Here is a 24864-nt window from a genome sequence, read left to right as displayed (position 1 = left end):
AAGGTTTACATAGCTATAACGGGTGCAACAAAAATGCATCAGTTGAATAGTGTAGGAAAAAGTGGAGAAACTGGTATAATTTTTCTAAAATTTATCTATGGAAATAATGACATCCACTACACATAACCTGATAGGAAAACTCATTTTTACTGTTTTTACCATCGGAATAAATAGTCACAGTTTATTTGCCGGGGTAGATAATATTGCCCATCAGGCAAAGGTTACTGTATCTTCAGAGCTAAACAGCAATTTCAAGGCAAGCGGCATAAATGATGGAATAATTGGCATACATAATAAGGGCGAATGGGCTTGTGAAGGAGAAACTGCCGTTTGGGGATACATCCGCTATCCCTGGGTGCAATTAGAGTGGACAAGTGACCAGATCATTGATAAAGTTATTTTATATGACCGTGTAACTCTGGATGAACATATTGCCGGGGGAACGTTGGAATTCAGCGATGGCAGTAAAATTACAGTCACTGCTATACCCAATGAGGGAAGTGCAAAGCTGATTACTTTTCCTCCGAAAACAGTAAAGTGGATTCGTTTTACTACAACCGATGGAATTGGCAAACACGTAGGATTATCCGAAATAGAAGTGTTTCCTGCACCTCAAATGTATCCGGATTATGTTTCATGGGTTAATCCATTTATTGAAACTACCCGTGGCCGCTATTTTTTCTTTGTAACCGGCAGCCGCCCCTTTGGAATGATAAGCGCTGCACCGGTTACCCGGAATAAAAACCAGTGGGGTGGTGGATATAATTATAATTCAACAGAAATCCTGGGCTTTGGCCAGATTCATTGCTGGATGCTATCCGGTTTAAACATCATGCCTACCACTGGTGCAGTTGATCCAACCAAGGGTGAAAAGGCTTGGAAGTCACAGTTTAGCCACGACGATGAAATTGCTCAGCCAGGTTATCACCGGCTCTTTTTGAGAGATTACAAAACATGGGTAGAGCAAACCAGTACCGACCGGGTAAGTTTCTACCGTTTCCGGTATACCGAAGCCACACAGGCGCAAATCCTGACTAATCTGGGCGGACACCTGGGAGGTATTACCATGAAAAATGCTACTGTTACCAAAGTAAATCCACAGGAAATTGAGGGTTCATTCAGCACGGTAGACCGCTTATGGGGAGGTCCAAAAGACGTGAAGATATTCTTTGTAGCCAGGTTTGATAAGCCTTTCAAATCGGTGGATGGCTGGAAAGGAAAAACTAAACTATCCAACATCTCAACCCTGCAAGGAGACAGCGCAGGCGTAGCCATATTGTACGATGTAGCCGCAGGAGATACCCTACAAATGAAAATTTCTACTTCCTACACCAGTATCGAGAATGCCCGCAAAAACATGATTACCGAATGCGATCATTGGGATTTTAACCAGGTGAGAAATGATGCCAGAAGGGAATGGAATCAGTGGCTGGGAAAAATAGATGTAAAAGGAGGCACTCCTGAACAGAAAATAAAGTTCTACACTGATCTATGGCATGTATTATTAGGCAGGCACAAGCTCAATGATGTAAGCGGCGATTATCCCGACTATACGCAGGGAAAACGCATCGGTACTTTTACAGAGGCTAATCTCAATGTACGCACGTTGCCAAAAGATAAAAATGGAAAGGTGAAGTACAACATGTATAATTCAGATGCCTTCTGGCTTACACAATGGAATCTTAACATTTTATGGGGATTAGGGTGGCCTGGCCTGCTCGATGATTTCTCTGCTTCACTTATTCAGTATGCCGATAATGGGGGCTTGCTTCCCCGTGGCCCTAATGCCGGAGGATATTCGTATATCATGACTGGTTGCCCGGCTACAAACCTGATTGTAAGTACGTATATGAAAGGCCTGTTAAAAAAGGCACAACCAGCCCATGCTTTTGAGGTAATGAAGCGTAATCATCTGCCTGGTGGGATGATGGCCATTGGAAAAGAGGAAGATCTGGAGTTTTATACAAAAAACGGATGGTGTCCTGGGAATGCGGGAATAACCGTTGAATGGGCGTTTCAGGACTGGTCTTTAGCGCAGATGGCTGGTAAGCTGGGCAAAAAGAAGGAGAAAGATTATTTTCTAAAGCGCTCAGAAGGCTGGAAAACGTGTTTTAATCCACAACAAGGACTACTTTTTCCCCGGGCTGAGGACGGTAAATGGGCACATAATGATCCCTTGAGTGGAGCAGGCTGGATCGAAGCCAATGCCTGGCAGGGCACCTGGGGCGTTTCTCATGACATCGGTGGACTATCTAAATTAATGGGTGGAAATGATACCTTATGCCACAAGCTCAATTATGCCAACCAGCCTGGCTGTTCGAATGCACATGTATTTAATTACGCCGGTAAACCATGGCTTTCGCAGTACTGGGTTCGTAAAGTTCAAGGGCAGGCGTATGGTGGCATTACCCCCGATAAAGGTTATGGCGGGCACGATGAGGACCAGGGACAAATGGGAGGCGTGAGTGCCTTAATGGCCATAGGTTTGTTCAGTTTGCAAGGCAACACCTCTTCAACTCCTTTGTATGAAATTACCAGTCCGATCTTTGATGAAATTACCATCCAGTTAGACCCAAATTATTATTCAGGAAAACAGTTTGTGATTAAAACCTATAATAATTCCCAAAAGAACTGCTACATTCAAAAAGCACAGTTAAATGGCAAACCACTGAATAACTGCTGGTTTACCCATAGTGACTTTGCCCAAGGAGGTTTGTTAGAAATATGGCTGGGTCCTGAGCCAAATAGAAAATGGGGAACAACTAATCCCCCTACTTCACAACTGACAGCCAATTAACCAATCCGTTTCGTTCGCATAGCCATTCATTACCGGATAATTATTTATCTTACTAATGAACTGCTTCAAGCAACATATATAATTATTTAAATAAAATATTGTATTGTATGTTGTGATATGTATATTTGTTTAAACATATGTACAGAAAAGGTACCAGTGTTACTAAATTGATTTACTGTTTATAGTATAGAGTCTGATTTGCAAGAAGACATGGCAGAAGAGATTACCCCATTATACTCTCCTTTGAGGTAATAGCCAATGCATTTGATAGGAATGCTTTAGTGTATGAAATGCATACAGGCAAAGTCTATATACAAAGGTGTTTTTGAACATCACAGATATACATAACGCTTCTCAGAGCTTTCATTCTGATTTTTACCTGATATACCACTGATAGCATCTAATAAGTCTGGTTTTGATACATGCCTGCTATTGCCGGCATCAGCGAATGGCACTAAATAAACTTTGGATATATGGCGATTCCTCTCAACACCTCCGCTGCAAATTTACCGGATACATCTATGGAAACTGCCCGGGAGGCGAGCAGAGAAATTTCTTCTGGCTTACGTATAGAGTCTGAAAAAACGGCAGATGTTGAATTTTTTATCCGCAAGACTTTTCAGACGGATGTACGGTTAGGATGTGAGTTGTTGTACCGGCATTATTACCAGCCTTTGTGCAGCCATGCCATCCGGTTTTTGTATTCAAAAGCTGTTGCAGAAGACCTGGTTTCAGAGATATTTTATCAATTTTATCAGAAAGGCATTTACCGGGAGATTACTACTTCTTACCGGGCTTACCTGTACAAAACTGTGCGCCACCGGGCATACAATTATCTCCGCAAAGAAACCAATTGCCTCCTGAATGACGATTCATTAAAAAGTTTTTCTGATGATACCCACCAGCAACCTGATGCTATTCTCCAGTACGAAGAGTTATATCAGGATGTAGAAAAGGCGATCAACAGCTTACCAGGCCAGTGCAGGAAAATTTATTTAATGCACCGCTTTGAAGGGAAAAAATATGCCCAGATTGCCACTGAGCTTCACTTATCTCCTAAAACGGTGGAAGTACAGATACGCAAAGCAAGCCATGCATTAAAAGATCTGTTACAAAGGAAATGGAAACTTCTAACCCTGACTTTCCTGATTGATCGTCTTTTTTAAAAAAGTTTAAATTTTTTTCCATTTGAGTAAGGGTTTTTACCGGGTATATGTGTCTATCTCCTGAAACGCAAATACACTCAGCAAATCATTCACTTCTTGGAACCATCCATTACAAAAGAACTTCTGTTTAAATACTTTGCAGGGCAGGTTACAGCTTTACAAAAGCAACAGATTGAAGAGTGGGCAAAAAATCCGGAGCATGAAGAATTTTTTTACAGTTGTCTCCATGAATGGGAACTGAAAAATCCCCAGTATCAGACAGATGTTCCTTTGGCTATTGAAAAATTTAATCGTTTTTTAGTACTAACTGCTGAACCTATTTTACAGGCTGCCGTATCTTCCCGAAATACTTTTTCTAGTAATAAGCGCAAATGGATACAATGGGGGATAGCCGCTTCTCTTTTACTTATTCTGGCTGCCAATGCGTGGCTGTTCAGAGATAGGGTGTTGTACCAGAAATATGTTACCGCCTATGGTGCCACAAAATCAATACAACTTTCAGATGGCAGTACAGTCATACTCAATGCGAATTCATCCCTGAGTATACCCCGTTTTGGGTTTGGAGCGTCTACCCGCCTGGTTTATCTGAAAGGGGAAGCCAACTTCTCGGTTGTACATACGCCAGATCACAAGCAATTTATTGTGCAAACAGATCCGCTTTTTAATGTGCAGGTGCTGGGAACAGAGTTTACAGTATCTGCCCGCACCAAACAAACCAAGGTCGTTTTAACCAAAGGAAAAGTACAGGTACAATACAAGCAGGAAACGCAACAGGCCAGGCAGGTAACCATGGCTCCCGGCGATCTGGTCATTCTGGATAAGCAACAGGGCAGGCTTCGCAAAGAGAGAGTGGCCCATCCGGAAGATTATGCTTCCTGGCAAAATCATCGTTTTGTTTTTGATAATACTTCTTTGGTGGAAGTCTGTGAACTGCTGCGTGAAACATACGGACTGCAAGTGGAAATCAGGGGAGAGCGGCTAAAGAAACAAACATTAACCGGTTCATTTAAAGCCCGCTCGGTAGATGAGTGGCTGCAAGCTTTATCAGATATTTTACAAATCAACGTCAACCGGAAAGATAATCGAGTACTCCTAACAGAATAAATAATTTCAACCCCATCTATCGCTATGAATATAATCCGCAAACTGCCGGAGAAACCTTACAGATGAAAGTCTGCAACTCAGTACATGACTTAATATCTAAGAATGTAAGTTGAAAAAACTTAGTCTGGATATTTCCGCATATGGTTGAATGCTACATAAATGCTGAAAGTTTATGTATAAAAACAGCTTTTTAAAAATAGCATTATTTAAATAAAGTCTTGTGTTTATTTTTTGTAACAGATAGCCTCTATTCACTGTCCTAAACTTTCACCAATGAACAAAGTGATTTACAAAATCAAACCGCCATGTATAATAGCAGCCATTCTATTGGTCTGTCAGCCATTATGCTTTGCCCAGGAACTTGCTTCCAGCAGGTATATTCCTACTCCTCCAAGTTCTTCAACCAGTCAGGCTACTCAAAAATTAAAGGATGCCTTGAATGAACTGAGAAATTACTACCAGGTAGATATTCTGTTTGCCGATCAGATGGTAGACGAACTTACTATTCCAGCCGGCTCAGTAGATTATAAGAATAAGCTCGAAAAAAATTTAGAGCTAGTGCTCAGGCCGTTAGGGTTGAATTACAGAAAGACCAGAGATGGGGCTTATTTAATAACTCCCACTCCAACCCTAAAAAAGGTTTCTGCCATCACAAATCAACCTCTTATTCCCATTGCCTCCAGTAGTTCTATTTCTGTGCTGAAAGCAGTCCATATGGAGAGTAGAGTTAATTTTCGTGACGCTATGGCAATCCAGGTAAAAGGGAAAGTTACAGATGAGACAGGCCAGAGTTTACCGGGTGTAAATGTTCTGGTAAAAGGAACGACCAATGGTACCACAACCGATAGCGATGGTATATACAATCTGACTGCACCAGATGCCAATAGTACCTTAGTATTCTCTTATATTGGATATGCTACACAGGAAATAGCCATTGGAAACCGCACGACCATTGATGTAACCTTGACGGCCGATATTCAATCATTGAGTGAAGTAGTAGTAACCGGCTATAGTACACAGGCCAAACGTGATATTACCAGTGCGGTAAGTGTGATAGAACCGAAAGAGTTGTTATCTGTTCCTGCCACCAATCTTGCACAGCAGCTTCAGGGGCGTGCAGCAGGCGTAACAGTAGGTACCGATAATACGCCTGGGGGAGGCGTAGCCGTGCGGATTCGGGGATATGGCACCCTGGGAAACAATGATCCGCTGTATGTAATTGATGGAGTGCCTACCAAAGGAAACCTTAATACCATTAATCAGAATGATATTGAATCTATTCAGATTTTAAAGGATGCCTCATCCGCTTCTATTTACGGATCAAGAGCGGCAAATGGAGTAGTCATTATTACCACCAGAAAAGGCAAATCCGGAGAACCCAAAATCACTTTTGACGCCTATTATGGTATGCAGCGGCCAGGTAAGTTTCTGGATTTGTTAAACACGCAGGAATATGGGCAATATCTCTGGCAGAGTAAAAAGAATGCCAATGTGGTGAATCCGGTAACAGGCAATCCTGAACATGCTCAATTTGGAAAAGGTGCTCAGCCGGTAATTCCGGATTATATTATACCTGATGGTGCTTTGGAAGGAGATCCCAGGGTAGATCCGGCCAATTATAGTTTCGATAGGTTTACTGATCCCCAGTTTGGGAAGACTAAATATTCCATTACACGCGCCAATAAGGAAGGCACAAACTGGATGGATGAAGTTTTTAATCCGGCTCCTATCCAGAATTATCAATTGGGTGCTGCTGGCGGCACAGAGAAAGCCCGATATGCCTTTTCTACAAACTATTACAACCAGGAAGGTATATTATTATACAACGGCTATAAGCGGTATTCGATCAGGGCAAATTCGGAATTTACCATCAAAAACCGTTTCAGGCTAGGAGAAAATTTACAGATCGCTTATGGCCAGCGTCAGGGTAATTACAGCAATAATAACGAAACAAGCCAGGTGTCAAATACTTACCGGGCACAACCTATTATTCCGGTTTACGACATAGGAGGCAATTTTGCAGGTACGCTTGGCAGTAATTTAGGTAATGCAAATAATCCGGTTGGGCAGTTATACCGCAACAAAGATAACGGATATAAAGAACTCCGTTTGTTTGGGAATGCTTTCGCTGAAATAGATATCCTGAAAGGCTTAACAGCCAGAACCAGTTTTGGAGTAGATGCCTTAATTTCTACCAGTAGATATTATAATCCTGTAGAAATAGAGCTGGCACATGCGATAAATGTAAACAGCTTAAGTGAGAACAGCAGCTACAATCATACCTGGACCTGGACAAATACACTCTCATATGAAAAGACATTTGGAGAAATTCATAACTTAAATGCCTTTGTAGGGCTTGAATCAATTGCCGGATATGGTAAAAGCTTAACGGCTGCCCGCCAGGGATTCTTTTCAGATGCCCTGGATGTACAATATATAGATGCAGGCAGCCCTACTACTGCTACCAATAGCGGAAATGCTACTACCTTATGGTCATTGTTTTCATACTTTGGCCGGGTTGATTACACATTAAAGGACAAATACCTTTTCCAGGCAACCCTGCGGAGAGATGCGTCTTCCAGATTTTTGGCGGCTACCAGATATGCCACTTTCCCGGCACTAAGCGCTGGCTGGCGTCTTTCAAAGGAATCTTTTATGCAGGGCCTTACTTTCCTTACCGACCTGAAACTGAGAGCAGGATGGGGGCAAACCGGAAACCAGGAAATTGGTGATTTTAACGCCTATTCCACCTATCAAAGCAATCCACTCAATAGCGGGTATAGTGTAAGTGGTTCTCCTACCGGGTATAACCAGGGCTTTGATATTGCCCGTTTTGGCAATCCTAATGCTAAATGGGAAACAACTACCACTGTAAATCTGGGCTTAGATGCTACCTTATTTGATGGTAAATTAGAATTGAATGTAGATGTATATAACCGTAAAACTGAAAATCTGTTATATGCCAAGGTATTTGATCCAAGGTTAGGAGATGCAGTTATACCTGCACAGAATATAGCTTCTTTGCAAAATAAGGGTATTGATCTGGCGCTTAACCACAATGGTTCTGCCATGAACGATGAGATTACCTATAGTGTAGGCGTTAACTTCTCCACTTACCGCAATAAAGTACTTACTCTAGATCCCGATAACCCAAATGACTTTCTTCCAGGATTTGGCCTTCGTACACCGCCTGTCACCAGGTCTATTGCCGGACGCCCTCTTTCTTCCTTCTATGGATATATTATTGATGGCATCATGCAATCTGAGGAAGAAGTACAGAACCATGCGAAGTTCCCGGGCTATTACGATTCAAATATCTATATAGATGGGCAAAGAACGCAGGGAGTGGGTAAATTCAAATACCGCGACATCAACAATGATGGCATAATCAATGCAAACGATCAAACCTATATAGGAAATCCTCATCCTGATTTTAGTTACGGAATTAACATCAATATAGGATATAAAAACTTTGACCTGACTGCATTTGCACAGGGAGTTCAGGGAAACGACCTGTTCAACCACGTGAGATACTGGACAGATTTTGAGATTTTTCAGGGCAACCGGACCAAGCGTATGCTCTATGAATCCTGGAGGCCAGATAATCCGAATGCAAAATTACCTATTCTGGATGCCAATGATGCACAAAGCGGGGTGCCCTCTACTTATTTCGTGGAAGATGGATCGTATCTGCGCCTGAAAAACCTGCAACTAGGGTATACTTTCCCACAAAGTATCCTGTCAAAAATCAGCATGAGCCAGCTCAGGGTATATGCACAGGCACAAAATCTATTTACCATCACCAAGTATTCAGGCCTGGACCCGGAAGTAAATCTGAGAAACTTTAACAGTGGTTCTGACCGGGAGATTGGGGTAGATCAAGGCGTTTATCCTACGCCTAAGGCATTCATCTTTGGTTTAAGTGTTGGATTCTAAAATTTAATTTACGCAACCATGAAAAAAATAAGTTTTATTATATCCTTTTCCATATTCAGCTTACTCGTAAATAGCTCTTGTGGAGACAATTTTTTGGAGAAACAGCCACAAGGACAATACAGTCCTGCGGTATTGAAAACGCCACGGGGGGTAGAAGGGGCATTGGTTGGAGCCTATGCCTTGTTAGATGGGATTGGCACCAGCGGCGTTACCGACTGGCATGGAGCCGCTTCCAACTGGATATTTGGCAGTGTCGTCTCGGATGATGCCTATAAAGGTTCGGATGCCGGTGACCAGCCTGAACAAACCTTCATGGAACGTTATGTCTGGCTGCCCTCCAATGGTCACCTGTATGGCAAATGGAGAATGCTGTATGATGGTGTAGCCCGTGCCAATGATGTGTTGAAAACCTTGCCGGAAGTAAAAGAAGTAGATGACACCAGAAGAGCGCAAATTACTGCTGAAGCCCGCTTCCTGCGCGGTCATTATCATTTTGAAGCAAAAAAGATGTGGAATAATATTTCCTACATAAGCGATGAAGTCTGGAATCCAAATGATCCGACCAGCGTGCAGGTACCCAATACGGATGATGCCTGGCCACAAATTCAGGCAGATTTTCAATTTGCAATGGAAACACTGCCTGAAACCCAGCCGGGAAACCTGGGAAGGCCTACTAAGTATGCAGCTATGGCCTATCTGGCAAAATGCCATATGTTCCAGGCATTTCCAAACGGGCAAGCTGACCTCACTCACCTATCCGCTGCAAAAGCATTATTAGACCAGATAATTGCCAGTGGCCGTTACAAACTGGTAGATAATTTCCATGATAATTTTGCTGCCGAAACCAGAAATAATGCCGAATCCATTTTTGAAATCCAGTATTCTCTTACAGCTTCTGATGGAAGTGGAGGTAATCTTGGGGATGGGTTAACGTATATGTATCCGAACGGCCCTGGTGGATGTTGTGGGTTCTTCCAGCCTTCGCAGAACCTGGTGAATGCCTATAAGACAGATGAAAAAGGTTTGCCTTTGATTGCTACCTTTAATGATGTAAATGTAAAGAATGATGAAGGAGTCCTGACTTCAGAGCCATTTGAGCCTTATCAGGGCAGCGTAGATTCCCGGCTAGACTGGACCGTAGGACGCCGGGGTATTCCCTTTTTGGATTGGGGTGTACATCCGGGCCGTTTCTGGATACGGGATCAGTCGTATGCCGGGCCTTTTTCAGCAAAGAAGCAGATTGTAAGTAAAGCTGAATCCGGAAAATCAGGTAATCAGCGGTTAAGTGCCAATAATTACCGGTTGCTGCGTTATGATCATGTGTTGCTCTGGGCAGCTGAGTGTGAAGTAGAGCTGGGTAATCTGGAACAAGCCCGGACACTTGTAAATATAATCAGAGCAAGAGCTGCCAAACCTGAGGGATTTGTGAAGAATGCAAATGGTACTCCCGCAGCTAATTATGTAGTAGGATTATATACTGAACCCTGGACAGATCCTAATGCCGCACGGGAAGCCGTTCGTTTTGAAAACCGTCTGGAATTCGCCATGGAAGGTCACCGCTTCTTTGATCTCGTCCGCTGGGGAATTGCTGAGCCGGTTTTGAATAAGTACCTGGAAAAAGAAAGATCATTACGGACTTACCTGAGTGGAGCAAAATTCGAGGATAAGCACCGTTATTATCCAATTCCTGAACAAGCCATTGTATACAGCAGCAAAGGAGGACAACCTACTCTTCAACAGAATCCGGGGTATTAAGCGTAAATTACTTAAAAAGCTGCCTCATTCCTCAGGTAGCTTTTTAAGTATAGCTAGAGGATAAATAGTAAATGACACAGAAATTTTTAATCTCATTTACACTTTTGATTCTATCTTCAATATACGGACAAGTTAAGTCGGTTTGTTCATACCAATGTTATTTTTTAAATTTAGGAACACTACAACTTGATTCAAACATGACATATACACGCCGCCACTTTCTCAAAGGATCTATAGCTTTAGCAGGAAGTGCGCTTACTACACCTGACTTTAATTTTTACATTAAAAAAGGCAAGCCTGTTTTAGCAAATGAAGTGCTTGGCCATAATGGCTTTACCTACCGGATCAATAAAGACTGGGGGAAACTGGATTCCTCGAAAACTCCTGTAAATAATTGTCATGAAATGGTACTGGATTCTAAAGGCCGGTTGATTATGGTGACCGATGAACCCAAAAATAATATTATTATTTATGATAAATCCGGTAAACTATTAAAAACCTGGGGTACCGAGTATCCTGGCGGACACGGCTTAAGTATTTTTAATGAAGGAGGGGAGGATATGCTGTTTATCAGTGATCCCAATATTGGACGGGTTGATAAAACTACTTCTGAAGGTAAAATACTGATGACGTTGAAAACACCCCATGAATTAGGCATTTACAAAAAAGAAGATCCTTATAAACCTACCGAAACGGCTATATCCGCAAATGGAGATATTTATGTAGCTGATGGATACGGTTCGCAGTACATCATTCAATACGATGCAAAAGGAAATTATAAACGGCATTTTGGAGGCAAAGGGGATGAAGATACCCAGTTTTCTACGGCACATGGAGTATGTATAGATAACCGGGATAAAAACAATCCAACTTTACTGTGTACTTCCCGGGCGCATAATTCCTTCAAACGCTTTACCCTGGATGGTAAATACTTATCAACGATTTTCTTACCTGGAGCTTTTGTATGCCGGGCTGTAATTAATGGGGAAAATATTTATTCCGGGGTTTGCTGGTCAAGGTTAAAGTATTTGAATCAGACACCCAATTCAGGCTTTGTGACCATTCTGGATAAAAGCAATAAAGTAATTTCTAACCCAGGCGGAACCAAACCTGTGTATGACAAAGGTGAATTACAACTAATGGTTCAGAAAGAGCCCTTGTTTATGCACTGTCATGATGTGTGTATTGACGAAGACAAAAATATCTATGTGTGCCAGTGGAATGCCAATAAAACCTATCCTATTAAACTAGAGAGAGTATAGGTATAAAGTATGCTGAAGCGTAAATCTTGAATTATTGTTCATACAAAATAATGAGGTATCCAATCAACAGATTGTGGACAGGCGCCAGTATTATCGTATTTTCTCAGTTGTACTTTGTGGCTCCGGAGACTAAGAAGTGAAAATCAAAAATGTAGAAACCAACATCTTTCAGGCATCATTCCCATAAGGAGTAGATTCAATTTACATATCAATCAGATACCTCTTTTAATAAATATATACTGCACATTATCATAGTTACACTTTTCTTGCCAAATAATTCTGACCATATGGTGTCTGGAATTACCCACCCACAACAGGAATAAATTTTCCTGTTATGTGCGATGAATCTAATTTTAAGCAGATTATCAGGTATTGTATGTAGTATATTACTTAATAGGCTTTTTTTGTTTCTCATGATGGCCGCCCATAGTAAGTGATTGTCGGCCTCTCATTCTAAAACAGTATTAAGATAGAGTTTTTATGATGAGGTCTTCCCAAAATCAGGACAGAGCTAAAAAATGGATAAATGGGCCTATGATAACAAAGTCTAAAGAGACTTTGTTATCATAGGCCCATTTATCCAAAGCTTTACTTAGATCATGTTTAAAAATAAAATTAGGCAAATCAAGTAAAACGATTCAGAGTTAACTGGCAATTCTGCCAAAGAATCCAAGCCTGGGAACTATCTGTGGTTTTTTCATGATCTTTATCCAATCTTCTAGCAAAATTAAAGGTGGCGAAAGTACGTTCTCCTATCCATCTCCATTTGACAGGGACAAATCCTTGTGAACAAGCAGGAGGAGAAGAAATTTCTACTTCTACCCCTAATATATTCTCATAGACCCAATCGGTGAAGACTTGTTTGTAAGCCTGATCTGCTAAAATCTTTTGCATCCGGTGTAAATAGCCTTGCAGGGGTTCTACTATCTTCTCTGCCATGACTCCATCAGTAAGATTGGCTGCATGTACTACCACTGACTATACTAAGCCTAAAGTGTCTGTCAGGATATGCCTTTTTCTGCCATTGACTTTTTTGTTACCATAGGAGCTGACCATTCCATTGGGGTACATACCCTTGTTTTCAGAGATGAAAGGAGCTGTTTTAATTGATTGAGAATCAATGATAACCATACTGGGTGTCTCTTGTTTTCCTACTCTTTTGCGTTCTAATTTATTCAAGCCCCAATTGAGTTTTTCCAAAGTGCCATCCTTGTGCCATTTCCTAAAATGGAGCCGAAGATGTTCAACGTATCAGGTCTGATAATATACACTTTCCCACTTAGGAAAACCCTCAGGCAGATTTCTCCATTGGCTGCCGATGCGTAGATACCATAGAATAGCCTCTACAATCGCTCTCAAATCATATTTTCGTTTACGTTGGATAGGCAATCTTTAATAACTTCCCATTGCGGGTCAGTCAATCTCTCATATTGAGTTTGCATAAGATTTTGAAATTTGGTTACTTTTAGCTTACGCAACTGGCCCGTTTTTTATCAATTCTCAAAATTTAAACATGATCTAAGTCGAAAAATAACTTGGTTCTTACCAACTTTAATTTTAGTAGGATGCAGATAAGGAATAGTAGATATTTTGTCTTTTGCCATGGTGAAACCTAGGTGAAACAAAAGGAAGGGGCTAGAAAGCGAAAACCCCTCTAGCAAAGAAACTAGAAGGGTTTTGAAAGAGTTAGAAAGAATCCTGCAGAGGGAGAGGGATTCGAACCCCCGGACCTGTTACAGTCAACGGTTTTCAAGACCGCCGCATTAGACCGCTCTGCCATCCCTCTAAATTGAAGGTCACAAAGGTATAAGTATGTGTTGATATTTTCAACTAATTGAATTGAAATTTTAAGTTGTTTTTACAAATTCAAAAATGAAAAGCACATATATTCTTATCTGGGAAGTGTGCCTGGAGTTGTATCTAGCGATTCGGCGATAGTGGCCTGGCGAGCCTCATCAATACTCGCGTTGATTTCAAATCCTAAAATCAGAATTAAAGAAAGTAAATAGAACCAAAGCATAAGTCCGATGAGCGTTCCAATGGAACCATACAAACGGTTGTAGGAAGCGAAATTATTGATATAAAAGGAAAATAAGTGAGTGACTAAAATACATAGAATGGCTGCGATTATAGAGCCAATTGAGAAGAATTGCCACCTCCTTGTAATAGTTGGAGCCAGGTAGTAAATGCAAGAAATAGCTACAAAAAAAACGAAAAAGACGACAAAATACTGGAGAAAAGAAATAGAATAATAGGTCAGGGCATCAGTTAATAGTTTGTGCTCCAGCAGCCAGTTCAGGATAATATTACCAGAAATCAGAATCACAATGGCAATAATCAATACAATGGCAATGATAAACGTGAGAGCCGCTGCAATTAACCTTTTTTTAAGAAACCCTCTTCCTTCTCCGGTTCTGTAACTGCGGTTAAAGGCATCCATTAACGCAATCATGCCATTGGTAGCAACATATAAAGTAAGAATAAAACCTAAAGAAAGCAGATTGGCTCTGGGACGGCTTACAATATCTAAAATGGTTTCGGCTGCCTCCTCATAAATTCCTCTGGGAAGTACTTGTCCCAGAAATTCCATAATTTGCTTGTCTAGATCATGTATGGGAATATAAGGAATGAGAGTAAACAAAAATATAATGGCCGGAAAAACAGATAGCGTCAAATTAAAGGCTACTGCATTGGCACGGGAATCGAGTTCGTCTTTTTGAATCTTCCGCAGCAAAATTTGTAGAACAGACGATAAAGAGATTTTTTTATTCCACAGATAGGTAGTATCAGAGCGGTGTTTCAGCTTCCGGTATATGGCTGACTGAAAAATGGTTTTCTCTATCCGCTGGCGCATATTGTATCAGGAAAAGAAAGGCTCCAATTCACGGGAAAGCCTTTGTGGAACGGCACAAGGCTTTTGTGTTTTCTGGTTAATGAATACCAGAGTGGTAACGCCTGTATTCAGTAAGGTATTGTTCTCATTGTAAATCTCATATTCAAAAACCATCCTCACTTTTGGAACCGTTTTTACATATACTTTTACTGTCAACAGGTCGTCGTACCTGGCTGGTTGCAAATATTTTGAGTAGTTTTCATAGACTGGCATCATAATTCCTGAAGCTTCCAGTTCTTTGTAACTAAAACCCAGATTCCGCAGAGATTCTACCCTGGCAATTTCATAATACCTGGCATAGTTTCCATAATAAACGTATCCCATCTGATCGGTATCGGCATAACATACCCTAATTTGCACCGCATGTGAATACATAAATTCTTACAATTTACGATTTATAAATTATGAATGATAAAGCATGATTGTCAGAAGGCGTTTCTTACCTGATATTGGCGGCATTTAAAGCTTTTTGATACAGACGGGCATTTTTCAAATGGTCTTCAAAATTGTCAGCAAAGTTGTGATAGCCAGAGAAATCTTCTTTGGCACACATATATAAATAATCATGCTTTTCATAATTAAGAACAGCATTAATTGAAGCAAGTGTCGGCAGGTTAATTGGTCCGGGAGGTAAGCCGGTATATTTATACGTGTTATAGGGGGATTCTAATTGCATATGACCTTTTAAAATCCGTTTCAGTGAAAAATTTTTCAACGCAAAAACCAGTGTGGGATCTGCCTGTAAAGGCATATTTTCTTTCAGGCGGTTAATATATAAACCAGCTACTCTTGGCTTTTCATCGTTTTTACGGGCTTGTTCTGCTTCTACGATAGAGGCCAGAATAGACACCTGAATAGGGGTAAAATTAATAGAAGCCGCTTTTTGTTTGCGTTCTTCCGTCCAGAATTTGGTATATTCCCGGTTCATCCTGTCCAGTAGTTGCTGAGCAGAGGTATTCCAGAAAAACTCATAGGTGTTTGGTAAGAACATACACATGATCGTGGTTGTATCAAAACCATATTGAGTAACGACCGGTGTAGTGTTGAGCAGGGCTTTAAATTGCAGGGAATCAGCTTCCAGATATCGGCACAATTTAAAAGCCAGTTCATTTTTAAGCCGGATATTATTAAAGGTTAATTTGACAGGAGTTTGCCGGCCTGCCCTTAACATCTGCAAAGCCTCCCGGTTACCCATATTTTTCTTAATCAGATACTTGCCTGGTTTTACAGCTTCCTGGTAATCGAGCAACTTGGCAAGGAAACTGAAAGACAACTCATCATGAAGTATTTTGCTGCTTTTGAGCGAATCGATTACTGTTTGATAAGTGGCACCGGTCGGAATAAGCAGATAACGGTCTTCTTTATCTACCTGAAGATTGGGGGCTTTGGCCACCTGATAAAAGTAAAAGGAGAGTGTAGCCAGCATAACAGATACAAAAATTATAATACCGGCAACAAGCTTTTTAGATTTGAACATAGATGCAAAATTACTAATTTGTTTGAGATATTGATACGGAATTAAGATGCGAAACAGGGTTCATCTTTGGCAAAACTTACAACAAAATATAAGGGTAAGCTACTAAGATAGAAAATTGTTTTGTTGACTTTCATTGATTTTTTCGTAGGTGAGGAGGGTAACATTAATTTCGCACTGATACATCAACTTAATCCTATTTTATTTTTATACGTTTAAGCGATTAAATTTCATAAGCCAACCTAAATTACAAATAGACGTATGTCAGCCACTTTACTAAAATTATATCCACAAAATCTGGAACTGAAAAAAATTTTACAGGTTGTTCAGGCCCTTAAAGATGGGGGAGTGGTTATTTATCCTACCGATACAGTATATGGATTAGGATGTGATATACATAATCAGAAAGCTGTAGAACGCGTATGTCAGATTAAAGGAATTAAACCAGGTAAAATTGATCTTTCTTTTATCTGTTATGACTTAAGCCACATTTCAGAATATGCGAATGTAAATACCGCTGCATTTAAGGTAATGAAAAAAGCATTACCCGGACCGTTCACCTTTATTCTTCCTTCGAGCCATAATGTTCCCAGGATTCTGAATACGCCTAAAAAAACGGTAGGAATAAGGATTCCGGATAATTCCATTCCTCGTACCATTGTAAAAGAACTGGGTAATCCAATTATTACTACTTCCATCAAAGACGAGGATGAAGTAATTGAATATTCAACCGATCCGGAGTTGATTTATGAGAAGTTTAAAAACAAAGTGGATTTTGTGATTGATGGAGGATATGGAAATAACGTAGCATCAACAGTAGTAGATTGCACCCAGGATGGTTTTGAAGTAATCAGGCAAGGATTAGGCGAAATTGAGCAATATATATAAACATTCAGCCTGTACTTAATCAAATTAAGTAAGTAATTTATTCCTGAACCTGCACTTGTCTTTTATGTTTCCATCTTTTATGAGACCATAACCATTCTGCTGGTCTGGCTATAATGGCTTTTTCTACTTCCAGCGTATATTTTTGAATAATCTCCTCATTGCTCATTTCTAAATTAGGAGTGCCTGTGATCTTGGAGAAATATACTTCATACCTGCCTCTTTTTACCCGGCGCATCCCGGCAAATAAAACAGGATATCCTGTGCGCTTGGCAATTTTAGCAGCTCCGGTAAAAAAAGGGGTGTCCTGGTGCAAAAAATTGAGCCAGATGGCTTGTTCCGGCGCTGGTGTCTGATCGGCTACCATAGCAATAATACGGGTAATCTCTTTCCGGCTTACAATTTCTCTGGGAAGTTTAAACATAGGTAAGGGATAAGAGCCAAATCTGGTACGAATAGTCAACATCAGTTTTTCTGAAAAATTATTATGCAAGGGCTTATATACCGCATCAACAGCGTAATTAAGTTTGGCGGCATGCACCAGTTGCAGCCATTCCCAGTTCGCCTGGTGAGAAGCCATTACAATTACAGATTGTCCCACTTTTAAGTGATTTGTGAGTTCTTCAGCATTGATAATATGCACCCGACGGATGAGCTCATCAGGGGATATAGTTAATGCTTTTATGGTTTCAACAATAATATCTGCTAAATGATGGTAAAAAGATTGCAGTATAGCCTTTCGTTCAGCTTCATTTTTACCTGGAAAAGAACGTTTTAGATTCTCGGAAATTACCTTTTTACGGTATTTAAGTACATAGCACAATATAAAAAATATACAATCTGAAAGTACGTATAAAACCCGGAACGGTAATCTGGAGATTGTATCGAGTAGAAACATATGGTGAAAAAATTATCCTTAACAAATTATTATGGGAGAAATCGCGAAATATTACAAAAATCATGGTTGTTTTGGGGGAATATTTTTATGTTTCTCTTGGTTTTTACAGAAAAAATATTTTATTTAGGTAAACTTCAGCCACACAACCTGCACTTAGTCTTATTATTACATGGAGCCACCGGCAAGTGTAGTCATTGAATTGCATTATCTGCCCTGTATAGAATATTTTGCTAGCTGGTTAAAATATGATATAATCTATATAGAGGCATGGGAGCATTTTCAAAAACAAAGTTACAGAAACAGGTGTAAAATCCTCATGGCAAATAAAGTTGCCACTTTGTCAGTGCCGGTACATAAAGCAAGTTCTAAGCAGCTTATTAGAGAAGTACAAATAGATTATTCACAGAAATGGCTGACTGATCACTGGCGTACAATTTCATCAGCCTATGGTAAATCTGCTTATTTTACTCACTATGCAGGTTTTTTTGAAGAAATTTTTCTAAAGAAATATGAATTTTTATTTGACCTGAATCTTGAGTTACTGACAGCTTGTCTGTCATTATTGAAAATAAATAAAAGGATAGAATTTACAGCTGGTTACAAAAATAATGCTGAAAAGGGCCAGAATGACCTCAGATCAAAGATTCATCCAAAGGTGAAGGTAAACCAGACGAATATTTATCATCCGGTTCCTTACATGCAAAACTTTGGCAGTAATTTTGTCTCTAATCTGAGTATCATTGATGTCTTATTTTGTGAAGGTCCATACGCGGCAAACATTATCCGGCAATCCTTGGTACCATAGCAAACAAATTCTTTTTTTTGTGCGTTATATCTAAAATACAAAACCAAATTTTTAAGACGTTTTTGTTCTTATAAATTTTGATTATTTCTAAAATTTGAATATTGTTGGTATAAATCTTTTCTTTTAATATAATTCCTCAAATATGGAAGCAAAATTCTCAAATAGAGTGAAAGAGGTAATTTCGCTGAGCAGGGAAGAAGCACTGCGCTTGGGCCATGATTATATTGGTACTGAGCATCTTCTCCTGGGCATGATACGTGAGGGAGAGGGAGTAGCGGTTGGCTTATTAAAGAAACTGGGTATTTCACTGGAAGAACTCAGAACTTCTATTGAGCAAGCTACAAAAGGTACGGCTACAAATAATGTGAAAAACCTTGCGAATATTCCTCTGACTCGGCAGTCTGAAAAAGTATTGAAAATTACATATTTGGAGGCTAAAATTTTCAAAAGCCAGCTGATTGGCACTGAGCATTTGCTTTTGTCGATCCTGCGTGATGAAGATAATATAGCCACTCAAATATTATCCAAGTTCGACATTAATTACGAAGTGATTAAAGAGTTACTGGAATATCATTCTCATAATCCAATGGCTTCTTCGGATACCGACGACAGTGATGAAGATTCATCCCGTATGTTTGGCAGCAGTTCTTCTGGTGATAAAGGGTCTTCTTCCAAAAATCCAACAGAAAAATCCAGAACTCCGGTGCTGGATAATTTTGGCAGGGATCTCACCAAACTGGCCGAAGTAAATAAACTCGACCCAATCGTAGGCCGGGAGAAAGAAATCGAACGGGTAGCCCAGATTCTCAGCCGTCGTAAAAAGAACAATCCTATTCTGATTGGTGAGCCCGGTGTTGGTAAAACGGCTATTGCGGAAGGTTTAGCACTCCGTATAATTCACAAAAAAGTGTCTCGGGTACTTTTTGGTAAAAGAGTAGTAACCCTGGATTTAGCTTCTCTGGTTGCCGGTACCAAATACCGGGGTCAGTTTGAAGAGCGGATGAAAGCAGTAATGAATGAATTGGAGAAATCACCAGAAGTGATTCTGTTTATTGATGAGTTACATACAATTGTAGGTGCAGGTGGTGCTTCTGGTTCCCTGGATGCCTCTAATATGTTCAAACCTGCATTGGCCCGTGGAGATATACAATGTATTGGTGCGACTACACTAGATGAGTATCGTCAGTATATTGAGAAGGATGGCGCTTTAGCCAGACGTTTCCAGATTGTGATGGTAGATGCTACTTCTCCGGAAGAAACAATCGAGATATTAACTAATATCAAAGAGAAGTACGAAGATCATCACCATGTGAATTATACGCCCGAAGCGATTGAAGCATGCGTGAAGTTGTCTGACCGCTATATTAGCGACAGGTTCCTGCCCGACAAAGCCATTGATGTAATGGATGAAGCTGGTGCAAGGGTACATATTAATAATATTACGGTTCCTGATGATATTCTGAAACTGGAAGAGCAGATTGAAAATATAAAAAAGGAGAAAAACCAGGTTGTAAAAAGCCAGAAATACGAAGAAGCGGCTCAATTGCGTGACAAGGAAAAACGTTTGCTTGAGCAACTCGATAAAGCCAAAAATGCCTGGGAAGAAGACACCAAGCAGCGCAGATATACCGTGCAGGAAGAAAATATTGCTGAAGTAATTGCCATGATGACTGGTATTCCAACCAAGCGTATTGCTCAGAATGAAGGTATTAAATTGCTGGAAATGGGTAATGAATTGAAAGGTAAAGTAATTGGCCAGGATGAAGCAATTGCCAAACTGGTTAAATCTATTCAGCGTACCCGGGTAGGTTTGAAAGATCCGAAAAAACCAATTGGTTCCTTTGTGTTCTTAGGGCCAACTGGGGTAGGTAAAACGGAATTGGCTAAAGTGCTTGCTACTTATCTTTTCGATAAAGACGATGCTTTGGTTCGCATTGATATGAGTGAGTATATGGAGAAATTCTCTGTATCCCGCTTAGTAGGAGCGCCTCCCGGATACGTAGGTTATGAAGAAGGTGGACAGTTAACGGAGAAAATCAGAAGAAAGCCTTACAGTGTGGTATTGTTGGATGAGATTGAAAAAGCGCATCCTGATGTATTCAACTTGTTGTTACAGGTATTGGACGATGGTATTTTAACAGATGGGTTAGGCAGAAGGGTAGATTTCAGAAATACCATTATTATCATGACTTCAAACATTGGAGTAAGAGATTTGAAGGATTTTGGGGCAGGTATTGGTTTCTCTACCCGTTCTAAATCTGAAGGCACCGATGACCTGATGAAATCAACCATTCAGAATGCATTGCGGAAAGCTTTCTCACCTGAGTTTTTGAACCGTCTGGACGATGTGATTGTATTTAACTCCCTGCAAAGAGAACACATCCATAAGATCATTGATTTGACTTTAGGTAAATTGTTCGCAAGGCTGAATACATTAGGTTATAAAATAGAACTTACTGAAAAAGCCAAAGACTTTTTATCTGAAAAAGGATTTGATCCACAATATGGTGCTCGTCCTTTGAACAGAGCGATTCAGAAATATCTGGAAGATCCGGTAGCAGAAGAAATCCTGAAAGGTGAGCTGACAGAGGGTGATACGATTATTGCCGATTACAAAGGAGAAGGTGAATCTCTTACCTTAACCAATAGTAATAAAAAAGTGTCTTAACAAAGACGAACACTACAAAATAAAAAGAGGCTGATTCCAGCCTCTTTTTATTTTGTATAAAATTTAACGTTTGAAGTTATATAATTCTAAGTATACTAAGCTACTCTTACTACGCTTTCAGCTAATTTATGCTCGATATAGCTCACTGCCTGACCAACTGTTTTAATCTGTTCTCCATCTGTATCAGAAATACGTATATTAAATGATTGTTCAAATTCCATAATCAACTCTACATAATCTAATGAATCAATCCCTAAATCTTTGATAAAGTTAGCACTTGGCGTAATCTGAGAAATTTCAATTCCCAACTTCTCAATAAGTATATTAGTTACTTTTTGCTGTACACTTTCCATGTTATAAAATATTAAGTAAAAACAGGAGTAAAAAGAAATAAAATGTAAATACTATCAATTTAAATTGATGATTGATAAACCTCAATTTTTGAACCAAATTGAAATTAGAAATATAAATTTTACAAGTATTCTTGATTTACTTATTACGTTTTTATAAAAAACAATTTATAAAGTGCTTGTTTTCAGCAATTAAGCAGGGGAATGAATTTATTAGTTATTTTGACTAAACTAAGAAAAATAGATATAAAGCAAAAATAGGATAGGGCGTATCAGTAATATGATTGAGTAAAATTTAACCCATAAATAGCCGCTTGGCTTTGGCATTATTACTATCACTCACCTCAATTACATATAACTCTGTTTTGTAGGCAGATAAATCGTACTCCTTCTTGAATTTTCCTTTTTTACTTACCTTTTCCTGATGGACCAGATTTCCAAGTACATCATAGATTTTAATAAAAATGTCGCTTGCCTGCTTTTTATAAAAGCTTAAAAGGAATTTACGTGGCTTAACTAATTTAACCTCAAAATCAAGGGAATCCGTTTGAGCCTTTGTAAATGTTTGAAAAGAGGAATTGGAATAGACTGATACTGTATGAAGCTTACTATCAGATTGCCTGGCTGATAAAGTAAGAACTACATTTTTTTCAGGCTTATTATTACTTGCTGTCGCTTTGAGTGTAAAAGATTGGCAAAGCATAATAATGGCAAATACAAAAAAATAACCTACAACAAGGTCAAAATGTAAATATTTTCTCATTTGAAGATAGGTTTTAGGGTACTGACTAATTTTCGCAAGCTAATATAAAACAAAAATATTAATAAAATGTAAATACTAAACTTTATTCAGACACGTTATGCAAAATTGTGTTATTATATCTTGTTGATAGTGAGAAAATATACGCCTCTTTGTTTAAATAGTTTAAAAAAATATTGAATAAAGTAATTATTTTTTCTGATTAGATGTAACTTCCATTTTCATCTGTTTATATAGCCTCCTGCTCATTACAATTCAACCCCGATTTTAGTAAATACAGCTTATCTGGTATTAACAACTCTCAATATATTTTATACGTTAGACCTACTAAATACAGCAATAAACCAATACAGCTATGAAAAAAGTTAATGAAAATAAACCAGCTTCAGCTGAGCTAGAGCCTCCAAAAGGACAAAAAGGAGATAAAAATTTGCGCCAGCGTCAACGCCACAAAAATACTGATGACGTTTCCAGAAATGAAGGATTTGACATAGATCATAATTCAGATCCGGTTCTTGCTAAGAAGCAATAAAAAACAGTTAACCAAAAAATTAACCGCTTTGTATGGTAAATGCAGGCGGTTTTTTATTTATTAAAGCACTGAAAATAGTATAAGCAGAAATAGATCGTAAAATTAATTTCAGAACAATGTTTTCAGAATTTATAAAAATGACTAGCTTGATTTGAACTTAAAATCAGTAAAGTGAAGCCATTTTTTTTATCCCTTGAATGTATTTTTATTTTGTCTGCCTTACTTTTCGCTACTACTACCTATTGCCAGTCTGCTGAAACATATGCAGAAAAGCTAGGCTGGAAGAAAGGCGATCGGGTTGTAATTCTGCATGTAGATGATGCAGGTATGTCATACGATTCTAACCTGGGGGCTATACAGGCTATCGAAAAAGGAGTAGCTAATTCAGTAAGTGTCATGATGCCTTGTCCATGGGTGCCTGGTTTTGTTTCGTATCTAAAAGCACATCCGAATGTAGATGCAGGTTTGCATCTTACCCTTACTTCAGAATGGAAAGATTACCGGTGGGGACCTTTAACTGGTTTACCTGCAAGCCCCGGATTAGTCGATCCGGAAGGAGCCATGTGGCGTTCGGTGCAAGAAGTGGTGCAGCATGCTAATGCTGATGAAGTAGAAAAGGAAATAACAGCTCAACTGAGCCGTGCCCGTCAGATGGGGTTTGAGCCTACACACCTGGATTCCCACATGGGTACCTTATTTGCAATACCAGCCTTTATGCAACGGTATGTTAAGGTGGGCATTGAAAATAAAATACCGGTTATGTTTCCTGGCGGCCATAATTATACACTCGTCGAGCAAATGCTGGAAGAAACTAAAGCTGAGTTAAAGAAATCCGGTAAATGGAAAGAGGGGCAACAACTTCCGGAGCCAGAATTGATAAAACTCGCCAGGGAATCAGGGAAAATGATATGGGATGCGGGGCTACCAGTATTAGACGATTTACATAACACCAGTTACGGATGGGAATTACCAGCCCAGGTGAAACCAACCGATGAAAACCTGCGGAAAATGAAAACTGAAAAATATATTAATTCAATAAAAGCATTAAAGCCAGGGGTAACTATGGTGATAATGCACTGTACAGCTCCCACAGAAGTTTTCCAATATATATCTTCTTCCGGAAATTCACGTAAAGGAGATATGCTGGCTATGATGGACCCAGCTTTGAAAAAAGCCATTGAGCAGGAAGGAATTATTCTTACTACCTGGCGTGAACTCAAGCAAAGAAGAGATAAGGTAGTGCAGTCCAGCAAAAAATAAATTAAACAAACCTATAACTGGCTATGGAAGTTACTATTGAACATTATGAAGAAGATCAGGAATTTATTGCACAATTGGATGAAGGTGAAGCAGAACTTGCCTATAGTTTGCCAAAAGAAGGTGTGATGGATATACAGCACACCTATGTTTCGGAAGAGTTGAGAGGAGAGGGTATAGCAGAACAGCTGGCGAAAACTGCCTTGGAATACGCCAAGAGCAAACAATGGAAAGTAATTGCCACTTGTCCATTTGTTTCTTCATATGTCAAAAGACATTCTAAAGAATACAAATCTTTGTTGGCTGATCCTCTATAATACAA

At 39.6% G+C, this 24864-nt stretch carries 21 protein-coding genes and 1 tRNA gene; 12 read left to right on the top strand and 10 right to left on the bottom strand.

Annotated features, from left to right (window positions below):
• Window positions 1-97 precede the first annotated feature (97 nt).
• From GXP67_RS34885 to GXP67_RS34860, 6 genes are all read left to right on the top strand, one after another.
• Complete coding sequence (locus GXP67_RS34885) at window positions 98-2797, top strand: GH92 family glycosyl hydrolase (protein ID WP_197901607.1); 2700 nt, start codon at window positions 98-100, stop codon at window positions 2795-2797.
• A 521-nt stretch (window positions 2798-3318) separates the two neighbouring features.
• Window positions 3319-3963 carry an RNA polymerase sigma-70 factor gene (locus tag GXP67_RS34880; protein ID WP_232064768.1) on the top strand — a complete coding sequence of 215 codons (645 nt, stop codon included), beginning with the start codon at window positions 3319-3321 and terminating at the stop codon, window positions 3961-3963.
• Between the two features lie 96 nt (window positions 3964-4059).
• The gene (locus GXP67_RS34875; RefSeq protein WP_162447407.1) at window positions 4060-5067 is read left to right on the top strand and encodes a FecR family protein; all 1008 of its coding nucleotides are present in this window, start codon (window positions 4060-4062) and stop codon (window positions 5065-5067) included.
• Window positions 5068-5340: 273 nt separating this feature from the next.
• Window positions 5341-9003 (top strand): SusC/RagA family TonB-linked outer membrane protein, encoded by a 3663-nt coding sequence (locus tag GXP67_RS34870; protein WP_162447406.1) that lies wholly within the window; start codon window positions 5341-5343, stop codon window positions 9001-9003.
• An 18-nt stretch (window positions 9004-9021) separates the two neighbouring features.
• Window positions 9022-10758 carry a RagB/SusD family nutrient uptake outer membrane protein gene (locus GXP67_RS34865; protein ID WP_162447405.1) on the top strand — a complete coding sequence of 579 codons (1737 nt, stop codon included), beginning with the start codon at window positions 9022-9024 and terminating at the stop codon, window positions 10756-10758.
• Window positions 10759-10955: 197 nt separating this feature from the next.
• On the top strand, window positions 10956-12020 hold the full coding sequence (locus GXP67_RS34860) for an NHL repeat-containing protein (protein ID WP_162447404.1): 1065 nt from the start codon (window positions 10956-10958) through the stop codon (window positions 12018-12020).
• 624 nt (window positions 12021-12644) lie between these two features.
• Here GXP67_RS34860 and GXP67_RS34855 read toward each other — a convergent pair.
• The 7 genes from GXP67_RS34855 to mltG all read right to left on the bottom strand — a co-directional run bounded on the left by GXP67_RS34855 (window position 12645) and on the right by mltG (window position 16390).
• A complete protein-coding gene (locus GXP67_RS34855) occupies window positions 12645-12959 on the bottom strand; it encodes a transposase (protein WP_162447403.1) in 315 nt (104 codons plus the stop codon).
• 39 nt (window positions 12960-12998) lie between these two features.
• Window positions 12999-13199 (bottom strand): transposase, encoded by a 201-nt coding sequence (locus GXP67_RS34850; protein ID WP_162447402.1) that lies wholly within the window; start codon window positions 13197-13199, stop codon window positions 12999-13001.
• Window positions 13200-13271: 72 nt separating this feature from the next.
• On the bottom strand, window positions 13272-13379 hold the full coding sequence (locus tag GXP67_RS34845) for a transposase (protein WP_162447401.1): 108 nt from the start codon (window positions 13377-13379) through the stop codon (window positions 13272-13274).
• Between the two features lie 342 nt (window positions 13380-13721).
• Window positions 13722-13806: transfer RNA gene (locus tag GXP67_RS34840), tRNA-Ser, on the bottom strand.
• Window positions 13807-13911: 105 nt separating this feature from the next.
• Window positions 13912-14874 (bottom strand): YihY/virulence factor BrkB family protein, encoded by a 963-nt coding sequence (locus tag GXP67_RS34835; protein WP_162447400.1) that lies wholly within the window; start codon window positions 14872-14874, stop codon window positions 13912-13914.
• Between the two features lie 6 nt (window positions 14875-14880).
• Entirely contained in the window at window positions 14881-15288 is a 408-nt protein-coding gene (locus GXP67_RS34830; RefSeq protein ID WP_162447399.1) for an acyl-CoA thioesterase, read from the bottom strand.
• Window positions 15289-15352: 64 nt separating this feature from the next.
• A complete protein-coding gene (mltG, locus tag GXP67_RS34825; protein WP_162447398.1) occupies window positions 15353-16390 on the bottom strand; it encodes an endolytic transglycosylase MltG in 1038 nt (345 codons plus the stop codon).
• Between the two features lie 258 nt (window positions 16391-16648).
• On the opposite strand from mltG, the gene GXP67_RS34820 reads away from it, so the two are divergent.
• A complete protein-coding gene (locus GXP67_RS34820) occupies window positions 16649-17275 on the top strand; it encodes an L-threonylcarbamoyladenylate synthase (RefSeq protein ID WP_162447397.1) in 627 nt (208 codons plus the stop codon).
• Window positions 17276-17312: 37 nt separating this feature from the next.
• On the opposite strand, the gene GXP67_RS34815 is transcribed toward GXP67_RS34820, so the two are convergent.
• Window positions 17313-18170 (bottom strand): lysophospholipid acyltransferase family protein, encoded by an 858-nt coding sequence (locus tag GXP67_RS34815; RefSeq protein WP_162447396.1) that lies wholly within the window; start codon window positions 18168-18170, stop codon window positions 17313-17315.
• A 169-nt stretch (window positions 18171-18339) separates the two neighbouring features.
• Between GXP67_RS34815 and GXP67_RS34810 the strand changes: the two genes are divergently transcribed.
• Together GXP67_RS34810 and GXP67_RS34805 are read left to right on the top strand one after the other, a co-directional pair.
• Complete coding sequence (locus tag GXP67_RS34810; protein ID WP_162447395.1) at window positions 18340-18975, top strand: WbqC family protein; 636 nt, start codon at window positions 18340-18342, stop codon at window positions 18973-18975.
• Window positions 18976-19117: 142 nt separating this feature from the next.
• Entirely contained in the window at window positions 19118-21643 is a 2526-nt protein-coding gene (locus GXP67_RS34805; protein WP_162447394.1) for an ATP-dependent Clp protease ATP-binding subunit, read from the top strand.
• A gap of 95 nt (window positions 21644-21738) precedes the next feature.
• Here GXP67_RS34805 and GXP67_RS34800 read toward each other — a convergent pair whose 3' ends face one another.
• Together GXP67_RS34800 and GXP67_RS34795 are read right to left on the bottom strand one after the other, a co-directional pair.
• Window positions 21739-21996: an acyl carrier protein gene (locus GXP67_RS34800; protein ID WP_162447393.1), complete on the bottom strand. Its 258-nt coding sequence runs from the start codon at window positions 21994-21996 to the stop codon at window positions 21739-21741.
• 292 nt (window positions 21997-22288) lie between these two features.
• A complete protein-coding gene (locus GXP67_RS34795; RefSeq protein ID WP_162447392.1) occupies window positions 22289-22756 on the bottom strand; it encodes a T9SS type A sorting domain-containing protein in 468 nt (155 codons plus the stop codon).
• Window positions 22757-23108: 352 nt separating this feature from the next.
• On the opposite strand from GXP67_RS34795, the gene GXP67_RS34790 reads away from it, so the two are divergent.
• From GXP67_RS34790 to GXP67_RS34775, 3 genes are all read left to right on the top strand, one after another.
• Window positions 23109-23285, top strand: coding sequence for a hypothetical protein (locus GXP67_RS34790; protein WP_162447391.1), 177 nt, complete (start codon window positions 23109-23111; stop codon window positions 23283-23285).
• Window positions 23286-23486: 201 nt separating this feature from the next.
• Entirely contained in the window at window positions 23487-24545 is a 1059-nt protein-coding gene (locus GXP67_RS34780) for a polysaccharide deacetylase family protein (protein ID WP_394351993.1), read from the top strand.
• Between the two features lie 23 nt (window positions 24546-24568).
• Complete coding sequence (locus GXP67_RS34775; protein ID WP_162447389.1) at window positions 24569-24859, top strand: GNAT family N-acetyltransferase; 291 nt, start codon at window positions 24569-24571, stop codon at window positions 24857-24859.
• Window positions 24860-24864: the final 5 nt, after the last annotated feature.

This window comes from Rhodocytophaga rosea (assembly GCF_010119975.1).
In the GTDB taxonomy this organism is placed as follows: Bacteria; Bacteroidota; Bacteroidia; order Cytophagales; family 172606-1; genus Rhodocytophaga; species Rhodocytophaga rosea.
Note: the sequence above shows the minus strand (reverse complement) of the source record. Positions and strands in the feature narration are given on the sequence as shown.